Raw genomic sequence first — 24,712 nt, forward strand, 5'->3', positions numbered from 1 at the left:
GGTAATTCTTTTTGTTTGAGTTCGCATAAATCTACCTCTTTATGCGAATTTGCGAAAAATATCTTTAGCATAATTCTGACAATTTGAAACAATTCGTTGAGTTGAATTATTCCTACTAGAGCATAATACAAGTTAAATATATTTAATCTTTAACGTATGTAAAATCAGGATTCATAATTTCGAATCCCTACTATACACCCAATATTTCCCGAGATGGTCAACTAAATGATAGTTGGTTCGAATCGCGTTAATCATTTCTTCCGTATATCGTTCTAAATCCGGATTGCGGTTAACATCGAAATAGAGGATAATCAGGTCAAACTTCTGCTGGTTCAAATCATTGACGACAGGCGTTTGGTCCCATAATTTCTGGCGGGCGAGCGTGCTCATGATAAACGGCTGAAATAATACTGGTCGGTAATTACGAACCAACATCGCCGCATCATCACTTACAATCATCCCCATCGTCTGCTGAATATATTTTTCGGTTTCCCGAGCATAGAACCAATCTTTTTTAGTCGGCGTTTCTCCATATTCGAATTTATAGGGGATATGGTATATCCAAACCAATTGTACTATAAGCAAAACATTGATTACCATTGGTTTGGAAATCCGAAATTTATTTATACTAATCCCAAAGAGGATACTACTCGCAGCGATAAGTTCTAATAAATAATTCACCGCTGACCCGACCTTTCCACAACTTAACGCGACTATGACCGAAAAGGAAAAATAGAGCGAAAAGAGGATATTGATTTTTTCCCTACCTAGTGCAAATAGTGCAAATAAAACTAACATCAGAAATATCGGATAGAAATAAATAAGGTTTTTTGCATAGAGCCAGACGGTAAACCACGAAAATGGATTCATATTATATACAACCAAATGCTGATAAAACTCTCCGCTGGTAATCGTGTTTCCAACCAGAAAAACAATGATTATTCCTACGAGATATACGAAAACTAACATCCTAGCTTGTTTCTTATCTTTCATAAAAAGATATATTGCGGCGGCAACCGGAGCTGCTACCATACTCTGCTTGGTATAAAAAGCGAGAATGAACAATATACAAGGGATTAAAACACCTGATATTTTTGATTTCGAATTGTGAATTTCGAATATACGCCAAATAAGATATATTCCAAGCAGAGAGAAGAACAGCGCGAGCATATCTACCCGGTTATACGCTGCCCAACGATAGAAATAATGGGTAGCAAATGGAAACAATGCGGCGATGAATGCTGGGGTATTCGTATTGGTTATCCTCTTAACGATGAGAAATACTATCAATCCGATTAGGAGTGTAGAGAGAACTGATAAAGTTCGGCCAATGGCATGGCTATTCCCAAAAATCCAGGTTAGTGGCACGCAGACCAACTGGAATACCGGTGGATAATTCCCGACGGTATAAGGATAATCGTTCAACGTCGGATAAATAGTTTTCCCTTGAGCGAGTAATTTGGTTTGATTTAAGATAAATCCTTCTTCATTATCCAAATCATAGGGATAGATGATATACATGATGCAATGGTAGAGAAAAAAGAGAAAATAAACTATTAATATACCAATAACAATAGTTGTACCTATTTTCTGTATGATATTTATATTCATATATTAATGCCAAATGGGCAATCAACCTAAAGTCATACCACTTCTGACCGCTAGAAAATAATATCATATGCTAAGTGCCTCCTTTGCCAACTCCTGTGAACTTAGCGGTTAGCGTTCTATTCTGTAAAATCAAGCATGCATGGGAAAAACGCTAATCCTAAATAATGTTGCGTAAAACTTTGCGCTGCAAGTTCATCAAATAATCGTGGTAGTTTTTCTCTTTGTTCTTTACTCTGTAAACCGTATGGTATACCGTGAACCTTATATAAGTTTAGATGGTGATATAGTTCATGAGCCAGTGCGATTTGTTCAAGTTGGGTAACAGCAATTTCATGGTTGTTTTTTTCTGCTAACTGCTGGATAGCTTTTCGGTAAATGGTTATCGTCGGGGGATTGCCGGAATATTTTGCATAGATTCGCAGAGTTCCGAGCCGACTTGTTTCATAATTATAGTGCACTATGACCCCCAATTGATTAGCAAGTTTTTCTAACGGAACATTCGGATAATTTTGTTGCATTGTGCATGCAATTTTTCTACCGCATTCTAGCGCCTGCTGGATAAATTGGTTTTGTTTTTCAGCGGATAATTGAGTAAATACTTTATGACGAGAACAGAATTGGACGATGATTTGATAATTTCGGTATGAACGATTTACCACAATCTGATAGAAAGGAAAAACGATATATATTTATGTAACCTTGTAACCTATTGAACCTATTTAACTATGTTCTCTGGTGGTAAACAGACTTTATTTTTCCCATCCTTTTTCGCTTTATACAATGCGGTATCCGCTTGCCGATTCAGTTCATCTGTTGTTCTGGCATGGGTAGGAATATTTGCTACTCCGACACTAATGGTTAAATGAAATGTTTTTCCGGGTTCATTAGTTGGAAATTGGGTGGTATCAATCAAATGCCGTAGTTTTTCGGCAACCACAACCGCAGCGGTGCCGTTCGTTTGGGGAAGCACGATGGCAAACTCATCGCCGCCATATCGTGCAACTAAATCTACTTCTCGCACATTTTCGGAAAGTAACCTCGCAATTTGCTTCAGTAAGATATCCCCTTGCTGATGGCCATAGGTATCATTATAATCCTTGAATTGGTCAAAATCAATCATAATCAAGGACAGCGGCAAATCATACCGAATCGCTTTTTTCACTTCTTCATCAAGTCGCTCCTGTAGATACCGATGATTATAGAGTTGGGTTAAATCGTCAGTAATCGCTAGTTTCGATAAATTTTCATTTGCGATTTTCAGCTCACGGGTAGCTTGTTCGATTTTCTCTTCTAAAATCCGTTGCTGTTGTTCCAAATCATGAATTAACTGGCGGTTGTTAATAGCTAATGCGCGTTTTGTTATCGCATTGCGGACTGTTAGTCGAATTCGGTCTACCGAAAACGGTTTTTGAATATAATCAAACACATTCAAGGTAACCGCATCAATCGCTGTATTGATGGAAGCGTAGGCGGTAATAATAATTATTTCTGTATCCGGGTCGAGTTTTTTCGCATGCCGAGCGATATCCATCCCATTGCCGTCAGGAAACTTAATATCGGTTATCACCAGCGCATACCGTTTTGCACATAACGATTGTATCGCATCCGCAACCGATGCAACCTGAGTAATATTATATCCATCCGGCTCAAGTGCATCCGCAATAAGTTCGCCTACGGTTTGTTCATCATCGGCAACGAGAATTCGTTCTTGTGCCATATATTCAACGTGTCTCTAGCAAAGAATCAATTTCGGAAATTGAAATTGTTATTGTATAATATACAGGAATGATACAATTTGTAAAGGGTTTTCGGTTTTAAATTGCCGGTGTCCTATTAAATTTTATAATGAAGGGGTTGGGCTATCAAACTTTGCGGTTTCGACTCGGCGTTTAGTCGAGGGTATCTTCCGCTGTATCGAGGATATTTCCGCTAAAGCATTGCGAATATAAATGGCATCGACCCTATATGATTGTTCGACTGAAACTATTCAGCATCAGGATTGTTTTATCATAGACATTACGTATCTTAAAATAAAAAATAGTGTATAGGTCATTTGGTATTCAGGATTATCGATAATGTATTTAGCGAAAGTCATCGGGAAAGTCATTTCAACCATTAAACATCCAGCGTATCTTGACCGAAAAATGTTGCTTATCCAACCGCTAACCCCGAATAACCTACCCACTGGAAGAATTACGATTGCGATTGACTATGTCGGCGCAGGAGAAGGGGATACTGTTATCATCAGTGCTGGTCCGGGAACTGCGGCAGAAGTATTCGGATATCCCCGCGCTCCGATTCGAGAATTAATTGTCGGGATTGTTGACTACATCACAGTAGCAACCGCAGAACATAACAAACACAATCCAAATAGTTAACAATTGCAACATTCAACTATGGCACCGGATACTACAGAACTTGAAGGAAAATTACGAGAAACAGAAAAACTCGCATATCTAGGGCAGATGTCGAGCAAACTAGCGCATGAGTTGCGGAATCCACTCAATACCATTTCGATAAATTTGCAGCTGCTTGAAGAAGATATAAAACGTCTCAAATCAACCAATTTAGACTTGGGATTAATTTCGCAAATAATCGATTGCAATAAATTTTGCCAACGAATAGAAATATCGCGACATGAAATCGAACGGCTTGAACATCTACTATCGAACTTCCTACGTTTTGCAAAAACCGCTCATAAAGAATTAATTTCTCTCGATATCAATCAGCTGCTCCGTAATTTGATTGAGTTTATCATGCCAACCGCGAAAGCTAAACAGATCGAAATTATCTCCGAATTGCAGTCAGGACTACCGTCCATTCGCGCTGACGATAAACTCATCAAATCCGCATTTCTAAATCTAATTCTGAACGCAATCGAAGCAATGCCAACCGGTGGAACGCTAACGATTAAGACTACTGCGGTTAACTCGGAGTTGAATCCAATCCAAGTTATCATTCAGGATACAGGAATCGGTATACAACCGAAAAATCTCGCAAAAGTATTCGATATTTTTTATACTACGAAAGAAGATGGTTCCGGTCTCGGTCTGCCAATCGCTAAACGGATTATTAATGATATTGATGGAACGATTACGATAAGTTCAGAAGTCGGGAAAGGAACGACCGTTACGGTAACCCTCCCGACGGTACCACCGTAATGGGTACAATTCGGAGTTGAAGTATGGCAATAAAAACATTAGAATGGATTGACAATAAACTGCGGTTAATTGACCAGACGATGCTCCCAGAAGTTGAAGGGTATATTGAATGCCAAACGAAAGAAGAAGTGTTTGAAGCGATTCAGCAGATGCGAGTCCGTGGCGCACCAGCTATCGGAATTGCCGCGGCGTTTGGGGTCGTACTCGGATTATTCCATTCGCAAACTACTGACTATCGCTCATTCCGGCAAGAAGCGGAACAGGTTATCCATTATCTTCGACTCGCTCGACCGACCGCAGTTAACCTTTTCAACGCATTGAATCGTATGCAGCAGGTTATTGAGCAGAATAAAAATATGGAAGTTGCAGATATTAAAATCGCACTTTTAACCGAAGCGAAAATGATTCTTGAAGATGAGAAACGTGCTTCCCAGCAGATGGGTGATTTCGGCGCCCAATTACTTCCGCAAGAATGCACGATATTAACCCATTGCAATGCTGGCGCATTAGCGACCGCAGAATATGGTACCGCATTAGCGGTCATCTATCGTGCGGTGGAACAAGGGAAAATTATCAAAGTATATGCCGATGAAACCCGACCACTCCTGCAAGGTGCGCGATTAACCTGCTGGGAATTAATGCGAGCGGGAATTGATGTAACCTTAATTTGCGATAATATGGCTGCATCGTTAATGCGGAAAAAACTAATTGATTATATTTTTGTTGGTGCTGACCGTATTGCGCGCAACGGTGATACCGCTAATAAAATTGGAACTTATAACCTAGCGGTATTAGCGAAATACCATGGGATACCATTTTACATTGTTGCGCCGACTTCGACCATAGATAACAATATTCCGGATGGTGAATACATCCCGATTGAAGAACGTGCTCCGGAAGAAATCACGCAATGGGGAAACCGACGAATTGCACCGAACAATGTTAAGGTATATAATCCTGCGTTCGATGTTACGCCAGCTGCATTAATCACCGGCTGGATTACTGAAGAAGGACTTCGTCAACCGCCGTTTACTTAGTCTCTATCTGATTTGAGCTGAAGAGGTATAATGCTTTTAGTATAAAAAATGGCTAACCCTACAAGGTTAGAACTCTGAGCTGAAGTTTATTCCGATGCATATCGGAACTCGGTCGAAGCTCGTTCGGTGCTATATTTCTAAGTGAATTTTGGGGGGTTGAGTGGGTATTGCTCAAAGCAATACCCACTCAACCCCAGTGATACCCTACAATATAGAATGAAATTAACAGTGAAATTACAGCCGCGAGCACGGAACAATGAAATTATCGGAGTTAAAGAAGGTATGGTATGGGTTCGGGTTACGGCACCGCCGGTTGATAATCAAGCGAATGGAGCGTTAATCGCTTGCTTAGCGAAAAAACTCGATATTCCGAAATCTAGAATTCGGATTGTCACCGGAACCCAATCCCGAATAAAAGTCATTGAAATTGATGGAATAACCGACCTAGAACTTTATGCTAAATTAAAGGGGAAATAATGAATCCACGTATTACAATTCAACAAATTGAATCTAGCGCCCGATATGTAAAGAAACGGATTAAACCAACTCCCAAAATAGCGATTGTTCTCGGCTCGGGATTAGGTGAATCCATTACTACCGCTATCAAGAATAAGAAAATTATTCCTTATAAAACGGTACCGTATTTCCCGGTTTCAACTGTTCCTGGACATAGCGGTCAGCTTATTGCCGGTGAGCTCCATCGAACACCCCTACTAGTTCTACAGGGGCGCTGGCATTTTTATGAAGGATATACGCTTGCCCAGATAACCTTTCCGATTCGCGTTCTTAAAGCGATTGGAATTAAAACGTTGATATTAACCTGTGCAGCTGGTGGATTAAATCCGAACCATCACCCTGGCGACTTAATGCTGATAACTGACCATATCAACCTGATAGGAGATAATCCACTCATCGGACTCAATGACCCGGCGTTCGGACCGCGATTTCCAGATATGTCGGAACCATATAATTCGGAATTAATTACATTAGCGCGAGCAACGGCAAAAAAACTCAACATTACATTGCATCAAGGGGTATATACCGCGGTTAGTGGTCCAAACTATGAAACGAACGCAGAATTGAAATGGCTTCGCAAAATCGGAACTGATGCTATCGGAATGTCAACCGTTCCAGAATGTATTGTCGCAAATCAAATCGGACTGCAGGTGCTCGGGGTTGTAGCGATAACTGATGTCTGGCATGGGAAATATAGCCAGCCGTTATCGCATACGGAAGTACTTAAAGTTGCGAACCGGATATCAGGCACGTTAAGTAAACTTATTATTGGGATAATTAAAAATATCAAATGCTAATTCTCACCTTCGTAACGATATCATACCTGCAAAAGCTGGACTGAATGCTAAGGGAATATAAAATGATTAACCATGTAGCTTTGTTTTGATATTTCGTCTATGCTGTTAACTCGGGTTATATTAATTGTCTTAGATGGTGTTGGAATCGGCGAACTTCCTGATGCAGTTCGATTTAATGACCAAGGGAGTAATACGCTGGGTAATCTCGCAAAAGCTGTCGGTGGATTGCAGCTCCCGAATTTCCAGAAACTCGGATTAGGCAATATCGCTCCTATATTAGGAGTTGAACCGGCTAATCCTGCGCTAGCGAGTTATGGCAAAATGGCAGAACGCTCTGCGGGGAAAGATACTACGGTTGGCCATTGGGAACTTGCTGGGATTATTTCTACCAAACCGTTTCCCGTGTATCCGCAAGGATTCCCGAAAGAAATTATCGACCAATTTATATCTGAAACTGGGATACACGGTATCCTCGGGAATGTTCCTGCTTCCGGAACTGAAATTATCTTGCGTCTCGGTGAAGAACATCTCAAAACCGGGTATCCTATCGTTTATACTTCTGCGGATAGCGTATTCCAAATCGCTGCACATGAAAAAATCATTCCGATTGAAGAGCAATATCGAATATGTACAATTGCGCGGCAGATTCTCCAAGGAGAGCATGGGGTAGCGCGAGTTATTGCCCGTCCATTTCTTGGTGAACCGGGGAAATTTTATCGCACTGAACGACGAAAAGATTTTTCTCTTCCGCCACCGCAACCGACAATGTTAGATTATTTAAAAGAAGCAGGATATACAGTGTTTGGCATCGGAAAAATCGAAGATATATTTGCAAATCAAGGGTTAACGAACTCAATCCATGCGCATGGTAATACGGAATGTATTGAAACTACGCTTGCGGTTATCCATCAATCGTTCTCAGGGCTCATTTTGGTTAATCTGGTTGATTTCGATATGCTCTGGGGACATCGGAACGATTGCGCCGGATTCTATCATGGATTGATTGAAGTAGATAAGAAACTTCCGGAAATAATGCATGCAATGCAACCAACGGATATCCTATTTCTCGTTGCTGACCATGGTAATGACCCGACTACTCCTAGCACCGACCATTCCCGCGAATATTCACCGCTTTTGGTCTATAGCCCGTCGCTAAAAGGAAACGTTAACCTTGGCACGCGCGCATCCTTCGCTGATATTGCTGGAACAATAGCGGAAATTTTCCAATTGAAGACTAACCTTGCTGGCAGAAGTTTCCTAAAAGAACTCATCTGATTTATTGCTCGATGGTATAATTTAACCTATGGTAACCCAAACCTATATATTTTTCCCATTAAATTTCTGGTTGATTTTTCTCGTTATCAATAACAGGAAAAAATTGATGATACCGGATAAGAGAACAACCGACCGCGCGAGATCCCATTCCTTAATCATAAATGCGATTGCCATCGAAATGAGCAGAACGAGTAACGATGCTTTTGCGATAGCCAAAAATTCATGAAATTCTGCACCGACTTTATGTTTCTGATATAATCCATACCAAGCACTAATGATAATCCAGAGCCCAATGATTAATGGTAATGCGTAGAGATAATAGATGAATGGATTGAGATGTTTGCCGAACAGTTCCGCTAAATATTCTCGAATCCAATATGCTGAAATCCAGGAAATAGCTACGGAAAGAATATCAACCAGAACTAACATTAGAACATGCATAATAAATACCATATTTCCAACGAGATATCGGCGCCACATCCGTCGCGGTTCGAGATATAACCGATATAACCATTCTAACCCAGATTGTCGCATCCACCGCGGAGCACGCGGGGTTTTCAGTGCATAATATTCCAATAATGCACCAACCCCCCAAGCGACCGGAACATTCAATTCCCGATAATGTTTCGCTAGCCATTTCTCCTGACGTGGCACCCCGAATCCGACTAGTAAAATATCCGGTTGTTTATTTTTTATATCAGCTATGATACTCTGTTCTTCCGATTCTGTAAAGTAGCCGTGATAGGTTCCGACTATCTTAAGATTCGGAAACTGTTTTTTTAATTGCTGTGCTGCAGCTTCAGCTACGCCAGGTTCTGACCCGAGAAAATAGAGTTTATATTGTTTCAATTCACAGAGCTTACATAAATCGGGTAAAAAATCACCTGCATTAACTCGTTCTGGTAATGGGTCATTCGTTAAATGAGAAACCCAAACTAATGCCATTCCATCTGCATAGCAGATATCAGAATTTAATATTATTTGTCGATATTCTTCATCGGTGAAGGTTCGATTAACACAATGCGCGTTCAGATACGATATCAAGTGTGGTTTTCTCGAGGCGATAAACTCTTCTAATTTTTGCAGAACTTCCTGGGTAGTAATTTTATCGATATTCAAATCGAATAAATGACAAACAGAACGCATAGAATGAAATTCCCAATCCAACCGTCAAAAAAATACTGTATGCAATGCAATTAACTCATTTACCCTGTTTACCGAAGTAACTTTTAATATCGAGATAACAGGAATATATCCCTAAAGCTAAATCTAACAATAATAATGAACTTATTCCGCTTCTTTTGGTATCGCGATAACAGTAAACGAGTCCACGAGCGATATTCCTACCTAAACTACGAATTAACTTTCTCCCGGTTACAGGCGGGTCTAAATCTACTGCGGTCCATCGCCATCGTGTATATAGAATAGACCGAATTGAATCATCCCGCAAATGGGTTACTTTAGCGCGAGGGTCATAAATCAATGAATAGCCGTGTTGATAGAGACGTTGCGATAAATCTAAATCTTCATAATTCGTCCGATAATTTTCTCGATATCCATTGACCGCAAGTAACGCGGTTCTCCGATAAACACTGTTGCTCCCATACAACCATTTTGGATTATGAATACGGGCGTCACCCCAATGCTGGGACATATGCGCAATTCGCCACCGGTTCGCAATCCCATGGGTATTCAATTCAACGAGTTTTCCTCCCACTCCAGCAAGTTTTGCGGAGACAGACGAAGAATTGACAGTATTTGATATAGGTTCGTTAGTAAAGTTTTGCATAAGCGCTGCTAGCCAATCTGGTTCAGCAACACAATCCGCATCTAGATTTGCGATATATTCCGAGTCGAGATTCTGCCAAGCAGTGTTGCGTGCGGCAGCAAGTCCGCGATTCACTTTATGCCGGATTAGCTTAACCTGCGGGAATTGTGCAACGATATCAATAGTATTATCCGTTGACCCATCGTCAACCACTAAAATAGTTTTAATCGAATAAGTTTGCTGCAGAATACTCTGAAGACACCGTTCAATATATTTTTCTGCATTATAACAAGGGATGTATAGAGAAACGTCCACAACAGTACTCAATACCAAGTACTAAGTACTAAATTGGTTCGTACTTTGTCCTTCGTATTTTTTCCTTCCCAGTTCGTATGCGGATAAAAAAGTGTTAGCGATTTTTGTCCAATTATAGATTTGTTCTGCGCGTAACCGCGCTTGTTTCCCTAATTCTGCCATCGTATCAGGATTATTCAATAGTTCAATGATTCCCCCAGATAAAGCTTTAACATCATTAGGATTAACTAATATTCCAGCATTACCTAGCATGTTCGGAATATCTCCTACCCGACTGGCAACAATCGGCTTTCCCATCGCAAGATATTCCGCAATTTTTAAAGGACTTTTCCCGTGGGTAATCTCGTTATCTTCAAAACACGCTACAGCAATATCCGCAGCAGCGATATATTCCGGGATTGCTTCCTGATGAACATAATCAGTAAAAATCATATGGGGGGTGATCTGCAATTTCTCAGCCAATTGCTTTAATTGTGGAAGTTTATCTCCACCGCCAACAATAAGAAATTGCGTGGTAGGGAATTTCTCGAGAACAAGCGGTGCAGCATGCACCAATTGGTCAGCATAAGTTCCTAAATCCATTTGACCATGATAGATGATTACAGGTGAACCTAAGTTATATTTTTGTTTTATTCTTGAGCCATCAACTTCGGGATTAAATAGTGTGATATCCGCACCGACCGGCGCAGCGAAGATTCTATCCGATTTGATGCCATAGCGAACCGCTAGATTCCGAATCATCTCCGTTGAAACGGTTATCGTATCAACCAGTTTCGGAATCAGCCATTCATATATGATTAAAGCGAATTTGACTAACTTCGATTGACTCCAGTCCGTAGCAAGCGCTGACTCGCGGTCATCCCAGTCATAATGAACTGGTTTATCGTAGAGATATGCTGCGAATAGTGCGGGTAATGCCGCATCAGGAAAGCATTTTTGGAAATGAATTATATCTGCAGATTTTGCTAATCGGCAAACGGTTCGAATATTGCGAAATAACGCTAATTTGCTAGGTTCGAGCGGAATAATGTCAATTCCCACAGGGTCGGTTTTTCGAATCGGCGGGTAGGCTTTTCGACGCATGAAATCAGGATAATAACATAACGTAACCTGATGTCCCTGTGAGACGAATTGGGTCGCTAAATTTATCATCCGAACCGTTCCGGGAACAGTATAGATATCAAACCGCTGCAGCATCACGATATGCATAATGAAATGCTAAATGTCGCAATCTGAATATCAAATGGATATCAAATAATAAAACCTAACTAGAAAATGTAAGCTGCTAACCTATGTTAATACTCCCCTCGGTAACCGGTGCTATTCATATTATGGATTACGGCTAGCTTTTAGGAATAATCCGTTTCTTTCCGAATAACCCTATGAGGAAAAACATTATCCCAGAAAAACAAAAGAGCAAAAGTAATAGTATAGCCTTACATTTTCGTTTTTTCAGCATATGAATGAATATTAGCCGACACTTAATGCATCTTTTTGCTCGTGATACAATCTAAAGTTCTATAACGCTTGTTTGATTTTTTGTATTGCTTTTTTCGGGTCTCGAATTGCTTTTCTTATATTCGACCAGAAATATTCTGGACGTAATGTCCGCCTGATGCGATGCCGTTCCCACATGCGATTCGCATATTGAACCGCATCTTCTAAATCCTGCTGGGTTAGGTTATCTGTTCTAATTACAGCTCGATGATATCCATCATATTCTTCCCAGTTCTTGCTAAGGATATATCCCTGCTTGTCAAGCATATCGAAATATTTACTGCCCGGATATGGTGTGACAATAGAAAATTGAACCGTATCCGGGTCTAGCTGCAATGCATACGCAACAGTCTGTTTAATGGTTTCTTTCGTTTCACCCGGCAGTCCGAAACAAAAAGTTAGGTGAACTTTAATACCTAATTCTTTGGTTCGTTTGACGGTTTCCGCTACTTTATTTAAATCCAGATTCTTTTGACTTGCATTGACTATTTCTTGTACCCCAGATTCGACCCCGTATTTCAACGCAACCATTCCTGCATCTCGCATAGCTTTTAAAGTTTCGAAATCGGTTGTATCCGCACGCGCCATAATCGCCCAGGGAACCTTCATATTCCTTTTTTTTATTTCATCTGCAATACGGAGCATCCGTTCCTTTCCGAGATTGAACGTATCATCATCAAAATAAACGGATTTAAATCCATACTCTTGAATTAACCATTCCATTTCATTAACGACATCTACCGGATTCCGAACTCGATATTTATGTCCGCCATACATTATCTGTGGCCAGGAACAAAAGATACATTGATACGGACAACCGCGACTCGCCCACATCTGTACACTCGGTAACGGAAGTATATTCCCTAAATCACAATACTTATACATAGGCAACATTTTTCTGGAAGGCCAGGGTAGTTCATCAAGATTTTCGATTTCCGGTCGACGCGGATTAACGATAACCGTTCCATTCTGCCGGTAAATTAATCCCAGCACCGAACTTAGCTCCTGCTGATTCTGCAACCGTTGCACCAGCTCTCGTAAGGTATACTCATATTCTCCCTGTAAAATAAAATCTAGTTCGGGATGTTCTTCCAGAAAATTCTGCTGATACATATATAGATGCGGCCCGCAAAAGGTTAGTTTCGTTGCTGGCAATTTTTGTTTAATCTTTTTAGCGATGGTAATATCAATATCAATACTACTGGTAGAAACTTCTAAAACGACAAGGTGCGGTTGAAATTGTTCAATGCGAGTAATAAACTGTTCTTCGGATAATTCTTCCGCTATTCCGTCAACAAGAAGCACTTCAATTCCAGCTTGTTCAAGCACCGCGGTTGCATAGGCAAGAAAAAATGGAAACGGCATATACCCAGAACCGCAGCGTTCAAAATGGGGCCATCGTGAACCTGCTCGAACTCCATAAAACCCTTCTTTCCGCCATGGAGCATTACCGAGAAAAACTCTCATATGGTGTATAGTTCCAACAATAGATAAGTGTAATAATGTCAAACATCAAAATCTTAATTCCAGCTTAATATCCAATGCTATAATGTTTATGCCAAAACATCCGGAAAGACGTTTAAGCTACTACAATTGACATTTATGTTATTGTATAGTATTATATATTGCAATAATAAATTTAACAAAAAAATTTACTGTCGAAGACCGTCGGTTTCCCGAAAAAGGGAATTAAATGAGAATTCAGCCTACGCAGACTATCGTGGTAGGGATACGTCATAGCTAACCCTGTTCGGTTATTACTTCGACAGGGTTTTTTTATTTGCTCGAATACGCTGAATGATATCGAATGATGCAAATAAATCCTTATTGGAATATTTGACTGATTCGTTATCATTCAGGTTACTGAAGTTTTAAGGAGGTGATGAAATGGCGGTTCGACCTGAAAAGCAGGAAATTGTTAAACAACTGATTGAAAAATATACTACGGCGAAGAGTGTCTATTTTACGGAATACCGTGGGTTAACCGTTGCAGAACTAACCCAGTTACGGAATCAACTCCGGAAAGCTGGCTGTGAATTCAAAGTTATCAAAAATACTTTGCAAGTTAAAGCATTTGAACAGATGAAAAAACCGGATTTTATTCCGTATTTTATCGGACCAATAGCAACAGCGTTTAGCTCGCAAGACCCGGCACAATCAGCAAAAGTATTAAAAACTTTTGCGAAAGACCATCCAAATCTAGTGATTAAAGGTGGAATACTTGATGGTAAGAAATTATCCCAAAAGGAAATTTTAGCTATCGCTGACCTTCCGAGTCGGGAAGAATTGTTAGCCAAAGTTTTTGCCAGTATGCAAGCACCAATTGTTGGATTCTTGCGGGTTCTAAACGGTCCAATTAGCGGATTGGTTACTGTTTTAACCCAAATTAAGAAACAAAAAGAAACCGCGGCATCAGCGGCATAAACAAGTACTAAGAATACAAAATACAATAAAGGAGATAAACAAAGAGTATGACGAAAGATGAAATTAAAGAAGCAATAAAAAAGATGAATGTTTTAGAGTTAGCAGAGTTGGTGAAAGAGTTAGAAACTGAATTCGGTGTATCGGCAGCAGCTCCAGTCGCCGTTATGGCAGGACCAGCCGCCGGTGCGGCAGCCGTTGCTCCTGAAGAAGAAAAAACTGAGTTTGATGTTATTCTCGTTTCCGGTGGAGATAAGAAGATTCAAGTTATTAAAGAGGTACGCGCACTAACTAACCTCGGTCTGAAAGAAGCAAAAGACCTGGTTGAAGGAGCGCCGAAACCTGTAGCGGAAAAAGTTTCTAAGGAAAAAGCTAACGAAATCAAAACGAAACTTGAAGCGCAAGGTGCTAAAGTAGAAATTAAATAACAGATTAATTGAGGATAGATAGCGTCCTGAACTTCACCTATTCAGGACGCTTTATCATGCTTACCACCAAGTAGGTTAACGTCATTACATTTGGGATTTAGTAAATTAAATTCCTCCTTTAACTAGCAAGGGAACAAGAAAAGGTACAAGAACCGAAAGTACCAATCCCTGAACGAAAGCAAGCGCTGCATATTCCGCACCAGCAACTCGGTCTATTAGAACTAACGTTGTATCCATGGTCGTTGCTCCACCGATAGCAATACCGGAAATCGGGCGATGTAACCGAACAAAAACCGGAATAAAAATAAAAGCTATTAACTCACGAAGAACATTAGCAAAAAACGCTAACGCACCAAGTTGCGGACTATGCAGTTTATCAAGAACTATTGCTGATAATGTGTACCAACCAAATGCACCGGCTACGCTGGCAACTTCATTCATTTGCATCTGGAGCATTACTCCAACCATTATCGCACCGAGCATTGTTCCACCAATAACTCCTAATGGCAAAATGAGGATATGCAATCCGATTTGTGAGATTTTTTTCCATATAGCGGTCATGCCCATATCTATGCCGACTAATAACAGTAAAAACGCTAATAACCACCAAGATAAATCATCTAATCGAGTTAACATCATCTGTGGTAAAATCCGACTATAACCGACAATAATCCCCGATGCCATACTGAATAGTATCAGCCCGGTTATCTGGAGTTCTCTATTTTCCCTCGGCGACGGAAAAAGAGAGGTACTAACAATGATTTTTTTTCTCAACCAGAGTTCGATTGGGATTGCAAATAACAAGGTTCCTATAACCACACTGGATGCAATAGCCAACCCTTGAACCCCAATTTCACCTAAGTGTTGAGTTACTCGGGGTTCATTTCCAACTTTTACACCAAGCAGGAAAATTAAGCTGAACAATCCGATTAAACTGACCGGCTTGGTTAATCGCATCACCTTGTTAGATAGTAAATGGAAGTAGCCAATGAACATTCCGAGGATAAGAGATGTAATAATAAGCAACATGAATTGTTAAATGGTAGTGGTCAAGAGTAAGAGATAGAGTAAAGAAGAAACTATAGAATTCTTCAAAATTCTAAACTCTTACTCTTAACTGATTCTTTATGGGGCAAATTGTACTGCAAGTGTGATAATCTTCTTCTTTGGAACCGAGAGTTCAACCGATTTCCCATTCGTTATCTCAAGCTTCTGAAGTCGTTTCTCGCTTAATTCGGCTAAGTATACCTGAGTAACTGTCTTCCCGAAACCAATTGTTCCCTGTACCGTTTTCTCTCCGATGTTATAGAATCGAATTATAACAAAATCTTCTTTTTCAGATTTCTTGATAGCAGTAACTACCAACTCTTTTGGCTCAACAGAAAGAAACCCCATTGATTTGGGTAACCGCCCTTGATGACTATCAGTTTGCAGGGTACTAAACCCAACATTATGCTGTGCTGCTTGACGATATACTGTTGCATCTAACCAATTGCCCGAATGAGGCAGGATGCTGAATTTAAACCGATGTTTCCCTAAACATTGCGCATCCGGTGTCGGTAAATGCGGCCCTGCTGGCAGTTCTCGAGTTAATAAATCCCAATGGGCTAACCAACCAACACAACGAAGCAAAGTTAATGCTATTGTTCGTTTCGCGTCATCTTTCACTTCATATTCCGGCAAACCTTGGTTGATAACTGCTAATCCAATTTTACTATCGTTAACATCAACAAATCCTAGTTGCGGATGGGTTGTTGGTGGATGCTCGATCTTATATGCAGTGATATCGTTCGGTAGACCGATTGTTCGCTGGACAACATCAAAATGTCCTTCAGCAAACGAATATTTTGTTTTGATCCCACTTGGGAATAAAACGCGAAGCCGATGGTCTTTCGCTTTATTTTCAAATTCAGTAACGATATCTATGCGTGGTGAACCTGTAGTTAACGTTACATACGTTGTGAGGGGACAGGCAACTGTTTCCGATACCCGTTCTTGGAAATCCGCAGTTAATGATTGAGGTAGGTGTAATACTCCGTCAATTTTAACTGTAGCAGCTAATGGACCATTATCAACTAATGATATTTGCGGTGAACTGGATTCGGTGGTAATAATGGTATCTTTCCGTGGAGGCGAATAATTATATTCGTCCCCAGCATCAGCTCCATCTTCATAAATCAGACAATTTTTATATTCGGTATCAGTTTCTTTATGCCAAATATTTAAAGAACCATTCGGATTAACTTCTATTTGGAGAAATTCGTTTTCGAGGATGTTATTATGAGCAAGTGGTTTCCCTTGCAAGATAGTATCGACCATGAGTGGTATAGCACGATACGTCTTATATCCGCAAGCAGGAATTCTTTCGACTGGAATAGAAACTTTCATACTATATACTCGCGGCTGATGCGGATGTTTTTTCGGATGTAGGTACGTTTTAATATCAAGATTCACACTTGATAGTTGGACTGGAATCTCAGTATTTGTTTCATCTAATATTCGAACCCCTTTATATTTGCCAATATCGGGTAATTCAAAGTTTATTTCTGTCTGGAACACCTCTGTTCGTTCCCAATTGAGTGGATTGAATATGACGAAAGCAATTTCTTTTTTATCCAAATCGTGGGTATCAATCTGGTCTGCAATACTGATTTTCGCTCGATTACTAATTTCGCTGGCTAATTCGTGTGCCCAGTCGAATCGAGTTAGCATTTGCTGATGTACCGCATCTATACTGCACCCGCATATCGAATCATGCGGATGATTCTGCATCAGATATCGCCATGCACGCCATAACGCTCCCTGCGGATACTCACCTCCGAGCAACCAGGCAAACGCAGAAAATGGTTCTGCATATCGCGTTAATTCAACTTGGATGCGGTCATTCCGTTGCTTTAGATACATCCTTGCCGATTGGACTCCGTATAATAAATATTGCTCTTTATTACCCCGTAGTTCCTGACAGATAGTTTTTAATCTCGGTTTTGCCTTTTTAACCTGTGCAATATATGCCTGAAAAGTACTATGCATAAACTTTGCATCAGGAAATATTTTGCGGAATCCTTTTAGTACTTCAGGTAGTTCTGGTTGCGGTGGAAGATGGTCGCAGCCATTATTTACTAAAAGATTCTGAGTAGTTGCTTTTTCCGAAAGCACACGATATACATGCTTGAATCGGTCTAAATGCTCCTTGTTTTCGATACTTAACCATCTGCCGTTGCAATAACCACCTGGTTGGAATATAGCTAATACTTTTGTTCCATCCGGTGCCTGCCACCAAAATTCACTCTGCTGGGTATCATTCAATCCTCGGGTAAAAATAAAATTATCTATGCCGAACCCCTGCAGTATTTGTGGTAACTGCGAAATATGACCAAACGGATCAGGGATATATCCCACTTTCATTACTGCACCAAACTCTTCAGCAATTTTATGACCAAGTATTAGATTACGGATATGGGCTTCTTCGCTAATCAGGAATTCGTCAGGTAAAATATAAAATGGACCGACCATAAGTTTGCCGGATTTAACCAGTTTCTCAACCCGAGATCGATTTTCCGGTCTTATCTCAAGATAATCTTCCAAAACTATTGCCTGACCGTCTAGGGTAAAGTATTTATATTCAGGATTGTTTTCTAACAAATCGAGTACTTGGTCAATAACATCAACTAACCGCATCCGATACTGCTGAAACGTTAAATACCATTCCCGGTCCCAATGAGTATGGCTGACAACATGGACTTCTTTCGTTAATCCCAATTTTATTTTCCTCCTTATCTCACTTAGTTATTACCGATTATATAAATATAATCAGCGTTTACAAAGGTGTTATTTTTGGTAGACATTATATGCAAATTTGTATGTTTCCTGCAAATAATTATATCCTCGATATGTTACTTTCTATTTTGTTTCTGTCTAATACATGTTTAGCCCTATAGAAACAACAATCCTATAGTCAAATGTTATCTTTAGGTGGATTTCGATTATTATTTATTATTTTCAAATTGCCCCTTGACAAATTCCACTATACTAGGTATGCTAATATATTAAAGACAAAGACGAATTTTTATCCTCATTGAGTTCGCCTTCTGCCTTAGGAATTAACTGAAAGGAGGCGAGAACCTTATGAAAAAGTTCTCTGAAGCTGCTCGCAAAAAGATGAGTGAAGCGAAAAAGGGAGATAAAAATCCGAATTGGAAAGGCGGAATTTATTCTAACGACCCGAAAGCGTATATGCAACAGTATTGGAAAAAACGGGCCGCGGCTCTATCCGCAAAACAAACAGCAAAAGTTGACAAAAAAATAAAATAAGGAACATGAATGATAAACGGCGTACTTATCCTTTTATCCTTGAGCTAAAACTTCTCCCAATGGATAACCGATGATAGTGGCCGTTTATTTTTTGCTTCCGGTGTTTCTGCTGGATATCCGATAGCTATTAAACTAATTAACTTATATCCGGTCGGAACACCGAGTAATTCGCGGATTTTGTCCGCATAGGGTTTTTTATCCCCAGCAACCCAGCAACTACCGAGACCGAGGGCGCGCGCTGCAACTAGTATATTCTGGGTTGCGGCTGAACCATCTTCCAAAAAATATTTAGTATCTTTACTAAACACAAGAATACATACCGGTGCAATTTTGATAAACTTACCATATTCGGTTATATCCGCCAACTGCTGACGCATATTAGCGTCGGTCACCACCACAAACTCCCACGGTTGCAAATTATTCGCTGTCGCTGCCAACCGACCGACATCAACTAACTGTTCAATTAATTCTTTTGAGACCGGCCGGTCTAAATATTTCCTAATACTTCTCCTTGTTTTTAAAGCTTCAATAGCATCCATGTTTCCCCTCCAGTAATTAAATCGTAAAATTTTTAAATAAGTACTTCACCTCATTTTATTATTGCAATTTGGAATTATGTATATTTATTAACGTTGTCCCCGGATAAAAATAAGCTAGTATCTCCTGATAATCCTTTCCAGCTTCTGCCATATTTTTTGCACTCCACTGACTCATTCCTACACCATGTCCACTTCCAGTCCCTCGAAATATATAGGATTCACCTTGTTTTTCAAGAGTAAATAGCGTGCTCCGAATGCATGTTGTTCCCATTTTATTCCGAAACTCTGGTCCGGACAATCTTGTTTTCCCAAGCGAATGAACTATGGTTATCTCTCGAACCCGACCAGAATCAGCTACGGTAGTTAATTCGATGTCGTTAATTGTACCTATGGCTAAACCATTATCATGTAATCGAGCTCTGATTTCTGCTGCCGATATGGTTCTTGACCAATGATAGGTAGCGCTGGGAACCGCATATTTATCCGGTTTCCTGCATAGATAGGGTATTCGTCCTCCGAAAACATCATCGTTATCTTCCAACTGCCCGCCGCTATTCCCATGATAACAAGCATAAATCGGTTTATCGTTATATACCAAAATCTCGCCACACGTTGCAGCAATTGCCAGATTACATGATTCCCGTTCATCAGTATATCCACCGTACACTTGGTCGGCAATAGTCGGTAGTAAATCATAATTTTTATTTCTCGCATTTCGGGTAAACAAGCGGTTGTAGGTAAAGGTCCGTGCTGCAACCGCTTGCGCTTTCAACGCTTCAATGTGCCAAGAAAATGGCATTTCACGCGGAACGACTCCGCAAAGATATTCCTCTATATCTAGAACATTTACCACTTGCATAGTTTTACCAGTATTGTAAAGTCTAAATTCACCACGATATTTCTTGCCATTCACAATGAGCAAAGGAACCGTTTTCTGTTGAGTAGTATCACCAGTATTTTTTACAGGTACAATTTTTAAACTCGATTGATTCACTTTTTTCCCATTTACAGCAAATCCTATTCCACTGACCTGGATCATAATCGGGTTTTTATCGCATGTATCAACTATGTTATCTTCCATATCATAGATAATCATATCTACCGTTGATCCAAGCTCTATCTGTTTTACGTCTTCCAGAATTAATACACGTGCCGTATCCCCTGACATATTTAATTCACCTCCAAAACATTTCACCACCAAGATATCCCCACAACGGGGACTTCCCAATGTCAATATCCCAATTTCACATAAATATAAAATAAAAATCCAAATAAATATTTTTTTTATTTTGATTAATAGATAGAACGATTTATTTGGATTTTGCATGATAACCTCTTTGCACTCTCTCCATACTCTGCGGCAAATGATTATGTCCACACACCGGCTATGTTCGTTTGGCAGAACCGACACTTTCCGCCGCTAATATTAAACTGAAGCACACGAAATCCGATTCGTTGAACAACGATTTTTTTACAACTCGGACAATAGGTATTTTCACCTTCATGTCCTGGTACGTTCCCGATATAAACATAACGTAACCCTACGTCCCGACCAATATCCCGGCATCGTTCCAACGTTGGAATTGGAGTTGGTGGAAGATTTTTCAGTTTATACATCGGATTAAAACGCGTGAAATGCAGCGGAACATCTACACCTAATTCTGATTTTATCCAAGCACACACCGCCGTGATTTCTGACGGATTATCGTTCAGCGTCGGAACAACTAGATATACAATTTCATACCATATCTTGAGTTGGTTCAACAACTTCAGGGTATCGAGAACTGGCTGTAGTTTCCCACCAACTATCTCTTTATAGAACCTTTCGGTAAATGCTTTTAAATCAACTTTTACTGCACTTAAAACGGTACAGAGTTGTTTCATCGGGTCAGGGTTAATATAGCCATTAGTTACCATGACCGATTTACGGTTTGATTGATTCCCAAGCTTCGCAATATCGTAACAATACTCTATAAACACTACCGGTTCGGTATAGGTGAACGCAATAATTGGACATCCATTATCTACCGCTTGTCGTACAACTTCTTCTGGTGGCAGGTTAATATTATCAGTTTGTTCCGGTCGTGCTTGGGATATTTCCCAATTCTGGCAAAACGCACAATTAACATTACATCCTGCGGTCGCCAAAGATAAGGTTCGCGCTCCAGGTAAATAATGAAAAAACGGCTTCTTTTCAACCGGGTCAATATGGATTGAACAGGGATTCGAATGAACTAACGTATAATAGGTTCCATCCTGATTTTCTCGAACTCCACAATACCCACGTTCCATATCATCAACTTTACACGCACGCGGGCATAGCATACATTCGACTCGCTTCTCCGGTAATCTTTTCCAATACTTTGCTTCTTTTTTCGACAACAACGGCACTGTTTCCGCTGATGGTATCAATGGCGATAATAGTGGAGTTAGAGTACTTGCGGCTAATATCTGTCCTGTTCTTGTAACAAATTGTCGGCGGGTTATTTTATTTTGCTTATTCATAACTTCTCTAACCGTTAAGAAACAAAAATACAATCACGAATGGTAAATTTTTTTTACGCTCTTTACCGACTAGCTTTTTTACACGTATACCACTTCAATTTGATTCGGTTGGTTCGTTCCCAGATTTCTCTCTTTCTCCGCAGCGGTCGCAATCCAGATTGGCTCACGTTCCTGCTCTTTCAACGAGGGAAACCCCTTTTCTCTTCGTTTTTGTTCAATAATTTGCCAGCATAGATAATCAAGAGCAACCGGGTCGGTCGAAACGATTATTCCATTATAATACCACGCATACTGTGATTTATATGCGGGGCCACCATGATATTGCGCAACCAACCCATCACAAATAACCAATTTCATTTTATCTCGAACTGTAGGCATGCAGTTCAAATCAGCAATATATGGATCTCCGAGGTTATCATGGTATTTATTCGGATTATGAATTACACCATAAAGATTTTTCATTGCTCCACTAATTCCAACTATACCATGGTCTTTCAAAACCGGAACATTAATGAGCGCAGTACATTGTTCTGTCAGGATTCGAGAAAAACAACTTCCAATACTATTATAAACTTTCGGTTCTAGTTCATAGCCGATGCCAGAAGTATCGGTTCCATAGCAACGGATACCAGTTCGAGAATAATTCAGTTGATATCCCGCGGTCTGAAGTTCATTATTCTGCCGGTCAAAAATAATTATCTGATTCGCTGGTAGTCCTGCATCACGTAAACTATACGCTATCGCTAGTGCTAGTTCCGGATGGGTTGATAATTGTTTGCCAGCGAGCGTATTAACTTTGATACCAACGATATCTCGACGTGAGAAAAACTTACCCCAAGCATCACGCAGTGTAGTTAAACCGGTTAAGCGTAGAATAGATTGATTCACCATCTGCTGCAGCACCTGAAAATCGAGTGTGCCCTGTTTAGAAAACACTTTATCATTTCTGTAGATAACCACTCGCGATTTTAACCGCGAAAGTTGACTGAACAAACTAAATAAAAGACTATTTCCACCAGTAACCAGCCCAATACTGGTTAGCATTGAATTACGGAGAAATTCACGTCTGGTTTGTTCCATAAGAAACGAATGTTACATTAGGTTTGCAAATATTAAACCACGCTATATAAATTGATGAATTCTTGCTATTTTAAATACCGTAACCGGTAATATTTACAACCATTTACCAATGAATTACACACATTTTATCTCAACTAATTCTATCATATTTATAGTATCACTTCCTGCGGTAAATTTCAATTAATACAGAGGAATAACTTTAAAACCGATTATACTGTTTGCTGTTCGTTCTAAGATTCACAAAACCTATTTTTATGTTGACAAAAAAAATAAATGTATCTTATTTTAGTTGTTGATATATAAAATCACATCATGCGAATTGATGATAGGTTTTAATGTAATTTGGTTTCTTAACAATCGATAATTGACAATCCACGTCGGAACCATATTTAACCACCATGAACTAAAAAACTGTAACACTAAACTCGGAAGAACGAACAACATGTTTGTACGTTTTTACGTTTAGGGTATACCATGTTCAAATTAGGGATTATAACTGACGAAATTTCGCAAGATTTCGAACAAGCGGTAGCATTCGCAAAAAAGAATAATCTTGATTTCGTTGAGCTTCGTTCGGTGTGGGATAAACCACCACAAGCATTGGATACATCTGATATATGGAAAATAAAAGAGCTACTGAAACGAACGGAATTGAAGGTAACCTGTATTGCATCACCAGTTTTTAAATGTCATATTGATAAAGCAGATGAATATCAGGAACATCTAGATTTTTTGAAACGGTGTATCAATTTAGCGCATCAGTTGAATACTAATATCATCCGCATTTTTACCTTCTGGAAAAAAAATCTTTCCCTTGAACAACATTGGGATTTGCTCATTAACCGATTTGGTTCAGCGGTTGAACTAGCCAAAAAAGAGAATATAAAACTTGCAATTGAAAATGAACATTCTTGTTTGGTTGGAACCGGTCAAGAACTTGCCCAATTTATGGAGATATTGGATTCAAATCTGAAATACACAGGATCTCATTCGCAATCAGTTTATGCGTTATGGGACCCGTGCAATGAAATTTTCGCTGGAGTAACTGAGCCACCTTATCCCAATGGGTTTAACTATATCGCTACAAGGATTATTCACCTGCATATCAAAGATGCTATCCGGGTAAACGCTAAATACAAAATGCAAAATTTAAAACAAATCCTACCTGAAGGTGGAGAACCAAAATGCGTACCAATAGGAGAGGGATGGATCGATTGGCAGGGGCAACTGCAGGCGCTCATTAACTTGAATTATCGCGGTGGGGTATCTTTAGAAACCCATTGGCGACCGAAAAAAGAATTATCGGAATCAAAGTTATCCCTTCCGGGTGGAACGGAATTTTCTTCGCTTGGTGAAGAAGCGTCGCAAGTCTGTCTCAATCGAGTTTTTGATATCCTAACAAAACTTAATATTCCAAAAAAGGAGTAAAATCCTGCAAGATAAAAAATTGG

The 24,712-nt window shown here is 39.8% G+C and carries 23 protein-coding genes; 10 read left to right on the top strand and 13 right to left on the bottom strand.

All coding sequences use genetic code 11. The features are described from left to right. Positions 1-171: 171 nt before the first annotated feature. From N3A72_01245 to N3A72_01255, 3 genes are all read right to left on the bottom strand, one after another. Positions 172-1,611: a glycosyltransferase family 39 protein gene (locus N3A72_01245; protein MCX7918235.1), complete on the bottom strand. Its 1,440-nt coding sequence runs from the start codon at positions 1,609-1,611 to the stop codon at positions 172-174. Positions 1,612-1,727: 116 nt separating this feature from the next. Then, entirely contained in the window at positions 1,728-2,270 is a 543-nt protein-coding gene (locus N3A72_01250; protein MCX7918236.1) for a metallopeptidase family protein, read from the bottom strand. A gap of 56 nt (positions 2,271-2,326) precedes the next feature. After that, a complete protein-coding gene (locus tag N3A72_01255; protein MCX7918237.1) occupies positions 2,327-3,328 on the bottom strand; it encodes a diguanylate cyclase in 1,002 nt (333 codons plus the stop codon). Positions 3,329-3,686: 358 nt separating this feature from the next. Here N3A72_01255 and N3A72_01260 point away from each other — a divergent pair, with 358 nt between their 5' ends. The 6 genes from N3A72_01260 (at position 3,687) to N3A72_01285 (ending at position 8,397) form a co-directional block, all read left to right on the top strand. Next, complete coding sequence (locus N3A72_01260) at positions 3,687-3,989, top strand: EutN/CcmL family microcompartment protein (GenBank protein MCX7918238.1); 303 nt, start codon at positions 3,687-3,689, stop codon at positions 3,987-3,989. Between the two features lie 18 nt (positions 3,990-4,007). Continuing rightward, positions 4,008-4,772 carry an ATP-binding protein gene (locus N3A72_01265; GenBank protein MCX7918239.1) on the top strand — a complete coding sequence of 255 codons (765 nt, stop codon included), beginning with the start codon at positions 4,008-4,010 and terminating at the stop codon, positions 4,770-4,772. A gap of 23 nt (positions 4,773-4,795) precedes the next feature. Beyond that, complete coding sequence (mtnA, locus tag N3A72_01270; protein ID MCX7918240.1) at positions 4,796-5,809, top strand: S-methyl-5-thioribose-1-phosphate isomerase; 1,014 nt, start codon at positions 4,796-4,798, stop codon at positions 5,807-5,809. Between the two features lie 216 nt (positions 5,810-6,025). Continuing rightward, on the top strand, positions 6,026-6,286 hold the full coding sequence (locus N3A72_01275; GenBank protein ID MCX7918241.1) for a DUF167 domain-containing protein: 261 nt from the start codon (positions 6,026-6,028) through the stop codon (positions 6,284-6,286). Then, a complete protein-coding gene (locus N3A72_01280) occupies positions 6,286-7,122 on the top strand; it encodes a purine-nucleoside phosphorylase (GenBank protein ID MCX7918242.1) in 837 nt (278 codons plus the stop codon). Before N3A72_01275 ends, N3A72_01280 begins: the two co-directional genes overlap by 1 nt. Before the next feature lie 102 nt (positions 7,123-7,224). Then, on the top strand, positions 7,225-8,397 hold the full coding sequence (locus tag N3A72_01285; protein ID MCX7918243.1) for a phosphopentomutase: 1,173 nt from the start codon (positions 7,225-7,227) through the stop codon (positions 8,395-8,397). A gap of 42 nt (positions 8,398-8,439) precedes the next feature. Here N3A72_01285 and N3A72_01290 read toward each other — a convergent pair whose 3' ends face one another. From N3A72_01290 to N3A72_01305, 4 genes are all read right to left on the bottom strand, one after another. Then, positions 8,440-9,543, bottom strand: a complete 1,104-nt coding sequence (locus N3A72_01290) for a WecB/TagA/CpsF family glycosyltransferase (GenBank protein MCX7918244.1) — start codon at positions 9,541-9,543, stop codon at positions 8,440-8,442. 55 nt (positions 9,544-9,598) lie between these two features. Then, entirely contained in the window at positions 9,599-10,480 is an 882-nt protein-coding gene (locus N3A72_01295; protein ID MCX7918245.1) for a glycosyltransferase, read from the bottom strand. Between the two features lie 21 nt (positions 10,481-10,501). Further along, positions 10,502-11,689 (bottom strand): glycosyltransferase family 4 protein, encoded by a 1,188-nt coding sequence (locus N3A72_01300; protein MCX7918246.1) that lies wholly within the window; start codon positions 11,687-11,689, stop codon positions 10,502-10,504. Between the two features lie 309 nt (positions 11,690-11,998). After that, positions 11,999-13,444 carry a radical SAM protein gene (locus tag N3A72_01305; protein ID MCX7918247.1) on the bottom strand — a complete coding sequence of 482 codons (1,446 nt, stop codon included), beginning with the start codon at positions 13,442-13,444 and terminating at the stop codon, positions 11,999-12,001. A gap of 420 nt (positions 13,445-13,864) precedes the next feature. Here N3A72_01305 and rplJ point away from each other — a divergent pair, with 420 nt between their 5' ends. Beyond that, on the top strand, positions 13,865-14,401 hold the full coding sequence (gene rplJ / locus N3A72_01310; GenBank protein MCX7918248.1) for a 50S ribosomal protein L10: 537 nt from the start codon (positions 13,865-13,867) through the stop codon (positions 14,399-14,401). Positions 14,402-14,448: 47 nt separating this feature from the next. Next, complete coding sequence (gene rplL, locus N3A72_01315) at positions 14,449-14,826, top strand: 50S ribosomal protein L7/L12 (protein ID MCX7918249.1); 378 nt, start codon at positions 14,449-14,451, stop codon at positions 14,824-14,826. 105 nt (positions 14,827-14,931) lie between these two features. Here the strand turns inward: rplL and N3A72_01320 are convergent, their stop codons facing one another. Beyond that, a complete protein-coding gene (locus tag N3A72_01320) occupies positions 14,932-15,855 on the bottom strand; it encodes a lysine exporter LysO family protein (protein MCX7918250.1) in 924 nt (307 codons plus the stop codon). A 96-nt stretch (positions 15,856-15,951) separates the two neighbouring features. After that, positions 15,952-18,585, bottom strand: a complete 2,634-nt coding sequence (locus N3A72_01325; protein ID MCX7918251.1) for a glycosyl hydrolase-related protein — start codon at positions 18,583-18,585, stop codon at positions 15,952-15,954. A gap of 366 nt (positions 18,586-18,951) precedes the next feature. Here N3A72_01325 and N3A72_01330 point away from each other — a divergent pair, with 366 nt between their 5' ends. Continuing rightward, positions 18,952-19,137 (top strand): NUMOD3 domain-containing DNA-binding protein, encoded by a 186-nt coding sequence (locus N3A72_01330; protein ID MCX7918252.1) that lies wholly within the window; start codon positions 18,952-18,954, stop codon positions 19,135-19,137. A 44-nt stretch (positions 19,138-19,181) separates the two neighbouring features. Here N3A72_01330 and N3A72_01335 read toward each other — a convergent pair whose 3' ends face one another. From N3A72_01335 to N3A72_01350, 4 genes are all read right to left on the bottom strand, one after another. Further along, a complete protein-coding gene (locus N3A72_01335) occupies positions 19,182-19,676 on the bottom strand; it encodes a nitroreductase family protein (GenBank protein ID MCX7918253.1) in 495 nt (164 codons plus the stop codon). Between the two features lie 58 nt (positions 19,677-19,734). Next, positions 19,735-20,844: a SpoIID/LytB domain-containing protein gene (locus tag N3A72_01340; protein ID MCX7918254.1), complete on the bottom strand. Its 1,110-nt coding sequence runs from the start codon at positions 20,842-20,844 to the stop codon at positions 19,735-19,737. Positions 20,845-21,044: 200 nt separating this feature from the next. Then, positions 21,045-22,181 (bottom strand): AmmeMemoRadiSam system radical SAM enzyme, encoded by a 1,137-nt coding sequence (gene amrS / locus N3A72_01345; GenBank protein ID MCX7918255.1) that lies wholly within the window; start codon positions 22,179-22,181, stop codon positions 21,045-21,047. Between the two features lie 78 nt (positions 22,182-22,259). Continuing rightward, the gene (locus tag N3A72_01350) at positions 22,260-23,261 is read right to left on the bottom strand and encodes a DUF362 domain-containing protein (protein MCX7918256.1); all 1,002 of its coding nucleotides are present in this window, start codon (positions 23,259-23,261) and stop codon (positions 22,260-22,262) included. Positions 23,262-23,735: 474 nt separating this feature from the next. Here N3A72_01350 and N3A72_01355 point away from each other — a divergent pair, with 474 nt between their 5' ends. Next, a complete protein-coding gene (locus tag N3A72_01355; GenBank protein MCX7918257.1) occupies positions 23,736-24,689 on the top strand; it encodes a sugar phosphate isomerase/epimerase in 954 nt (317 codons plus the stop codon). The last annotated feature ends 23 nt before the right edge of the window (positions 24,690-24,712 follow it).

Source organism: bacterium (assembly GCA_026416715.1).
Lineage (GTDB): Bacteria > UBP4 > UBA4092 > JAOAEQ01 > JAOAEQ01 > JAOAEQ01.

Excerpts from the sequence above, each read along its gene's own strand:
- N3A72_01245 (MCX7918235.1), bottom strand. The coding sequence starts at position 1,611 with ATGAATATAAATATCATACAGAAAATAGGTACAACTATTGTTATTGGT.
- N3A72_01255 (MCX7918237.1), bottom strand. The coding sequence starts at position 3,328 with ATGGCACAAGAACGAATTCTCGTTGCCGATGATGAACAAACCGTAGGC.
- N3A72_01260 (MCX7918238.1), top strand. The coding sequence starts at position 3,687 with ATGTATTTAGCGAAAGTCATCGGGAAAGTCATTTCAACCATTAAACAT.
- N3A72_01265 (MCX7918239.1), top strand. The coding sequence starts at position 4,008 with ATGGCACCGGATACTACAGAACTTGAAGGAAAATTACGAGAAACAGAA.
- mtnA (MCX7918240.1), top strand. The coding sequence starts at position 4,796 with ATGGCAATAAAAACATTAGAATGGATTGACAATAAACTGCGGTTAATT.
- N3A72_01275 (MCX7918241.1), top strand. The coding sequence starts at position 6,026 with ATGAAATTAACAGTGAAATTACAGCCGCGAGCACGGAACAATGAAATT.
- N3A72_01280 (MCX7918242.1), top strand. The coding sequence starts at position 6,286 with ATGAATCCACGTATTACAATTCAACAAATTGAATCTAGCGCCCGATAT.
- N3A72_01290 (MCX7918244.1), bottom strand. The coding sequence starts at position 9,543 with ATGCGTTCTGTTTGTCATTTATTCGATTTGAATATCGATAAAATTACT.
- N3A72_01300 (MCX7918246.1), bottom strand. The coding sequence starts at position 11,689 with ATGCATATCGTGATGCTGCAGCGGTTTGATATCTATACTGTTCCCGGA.
- N3A72_01305 (MCX7918247.1), bottom strand. The coding sequence starts at position 13,444 with ATGAGAGTTTTTCTCGGTAATGCTCCATGGCGGAAAGAAGGGTTTTAT.
- rplJ (MCX7918248.1), top strand. The coding sequence starts at position 13,865 with ATGGCGGTTCGACCTGAAAAGCAGGAAATTGTTAAACAACTGATTGAA.
- rplL (MCX7918249.1), top strand. The coding sequence starts at position 14,449 with ATGACGAAAGATGAAATTAAAGAAGCAATAAAAAAGATGAATGTTTTA.
- N3A72_01320 (MCX7918250.1), bottom strand. The coding sequence starts at position 15,855 with ATGTTGCTTATTATTACATCTCTTATCCTCGGAATGTTCATTGGCTAC.
- N3A72_01330 (MCX7918252.1), top strand. The coding sequence starts at position 18,952 with ATGAAAAAGTTCTCTGAAGCTGCTCGCAAAAAGATGAGTGAAGCGAAA.
- N3A72_01335 (MCX7918253.1), bottom strand. The coding sequence starts at position 19,676 with ATGGATGCTATTGAAGCTTTAAAAACAAGGAGAAGTATTAGGAAATAT.
- N3A72_01340 (MCX7918254.1), bottom strand. The coding sequence starts at position 20,844 with ATGTCAGGGGATACGGCACGTGTATTAATTCTGGAAGACGTAAAACAG.
- amrS (MCX7918255.1), bottom strand. The coding sequence starts at position 22,181 with ATGAATAAGCAAAATAAAATAACCCGCCGACAATTTGTTACAAGAACA.
- N3A72_01350 (MCX7918256.1), bottom strand. The coding sequence starts at position 23,261 with ATGGAACAAACCAGACGTGAATTTCTCCGTAATTCAATGCTAACCAGT.
- N3A72_01355 (MCX7918257.1), top strand. The coding sequence starts at position 23,736 with ATGTTCAAATTAGGGATTATAACTGACGAAATTTCGCAAGATTTCGAA.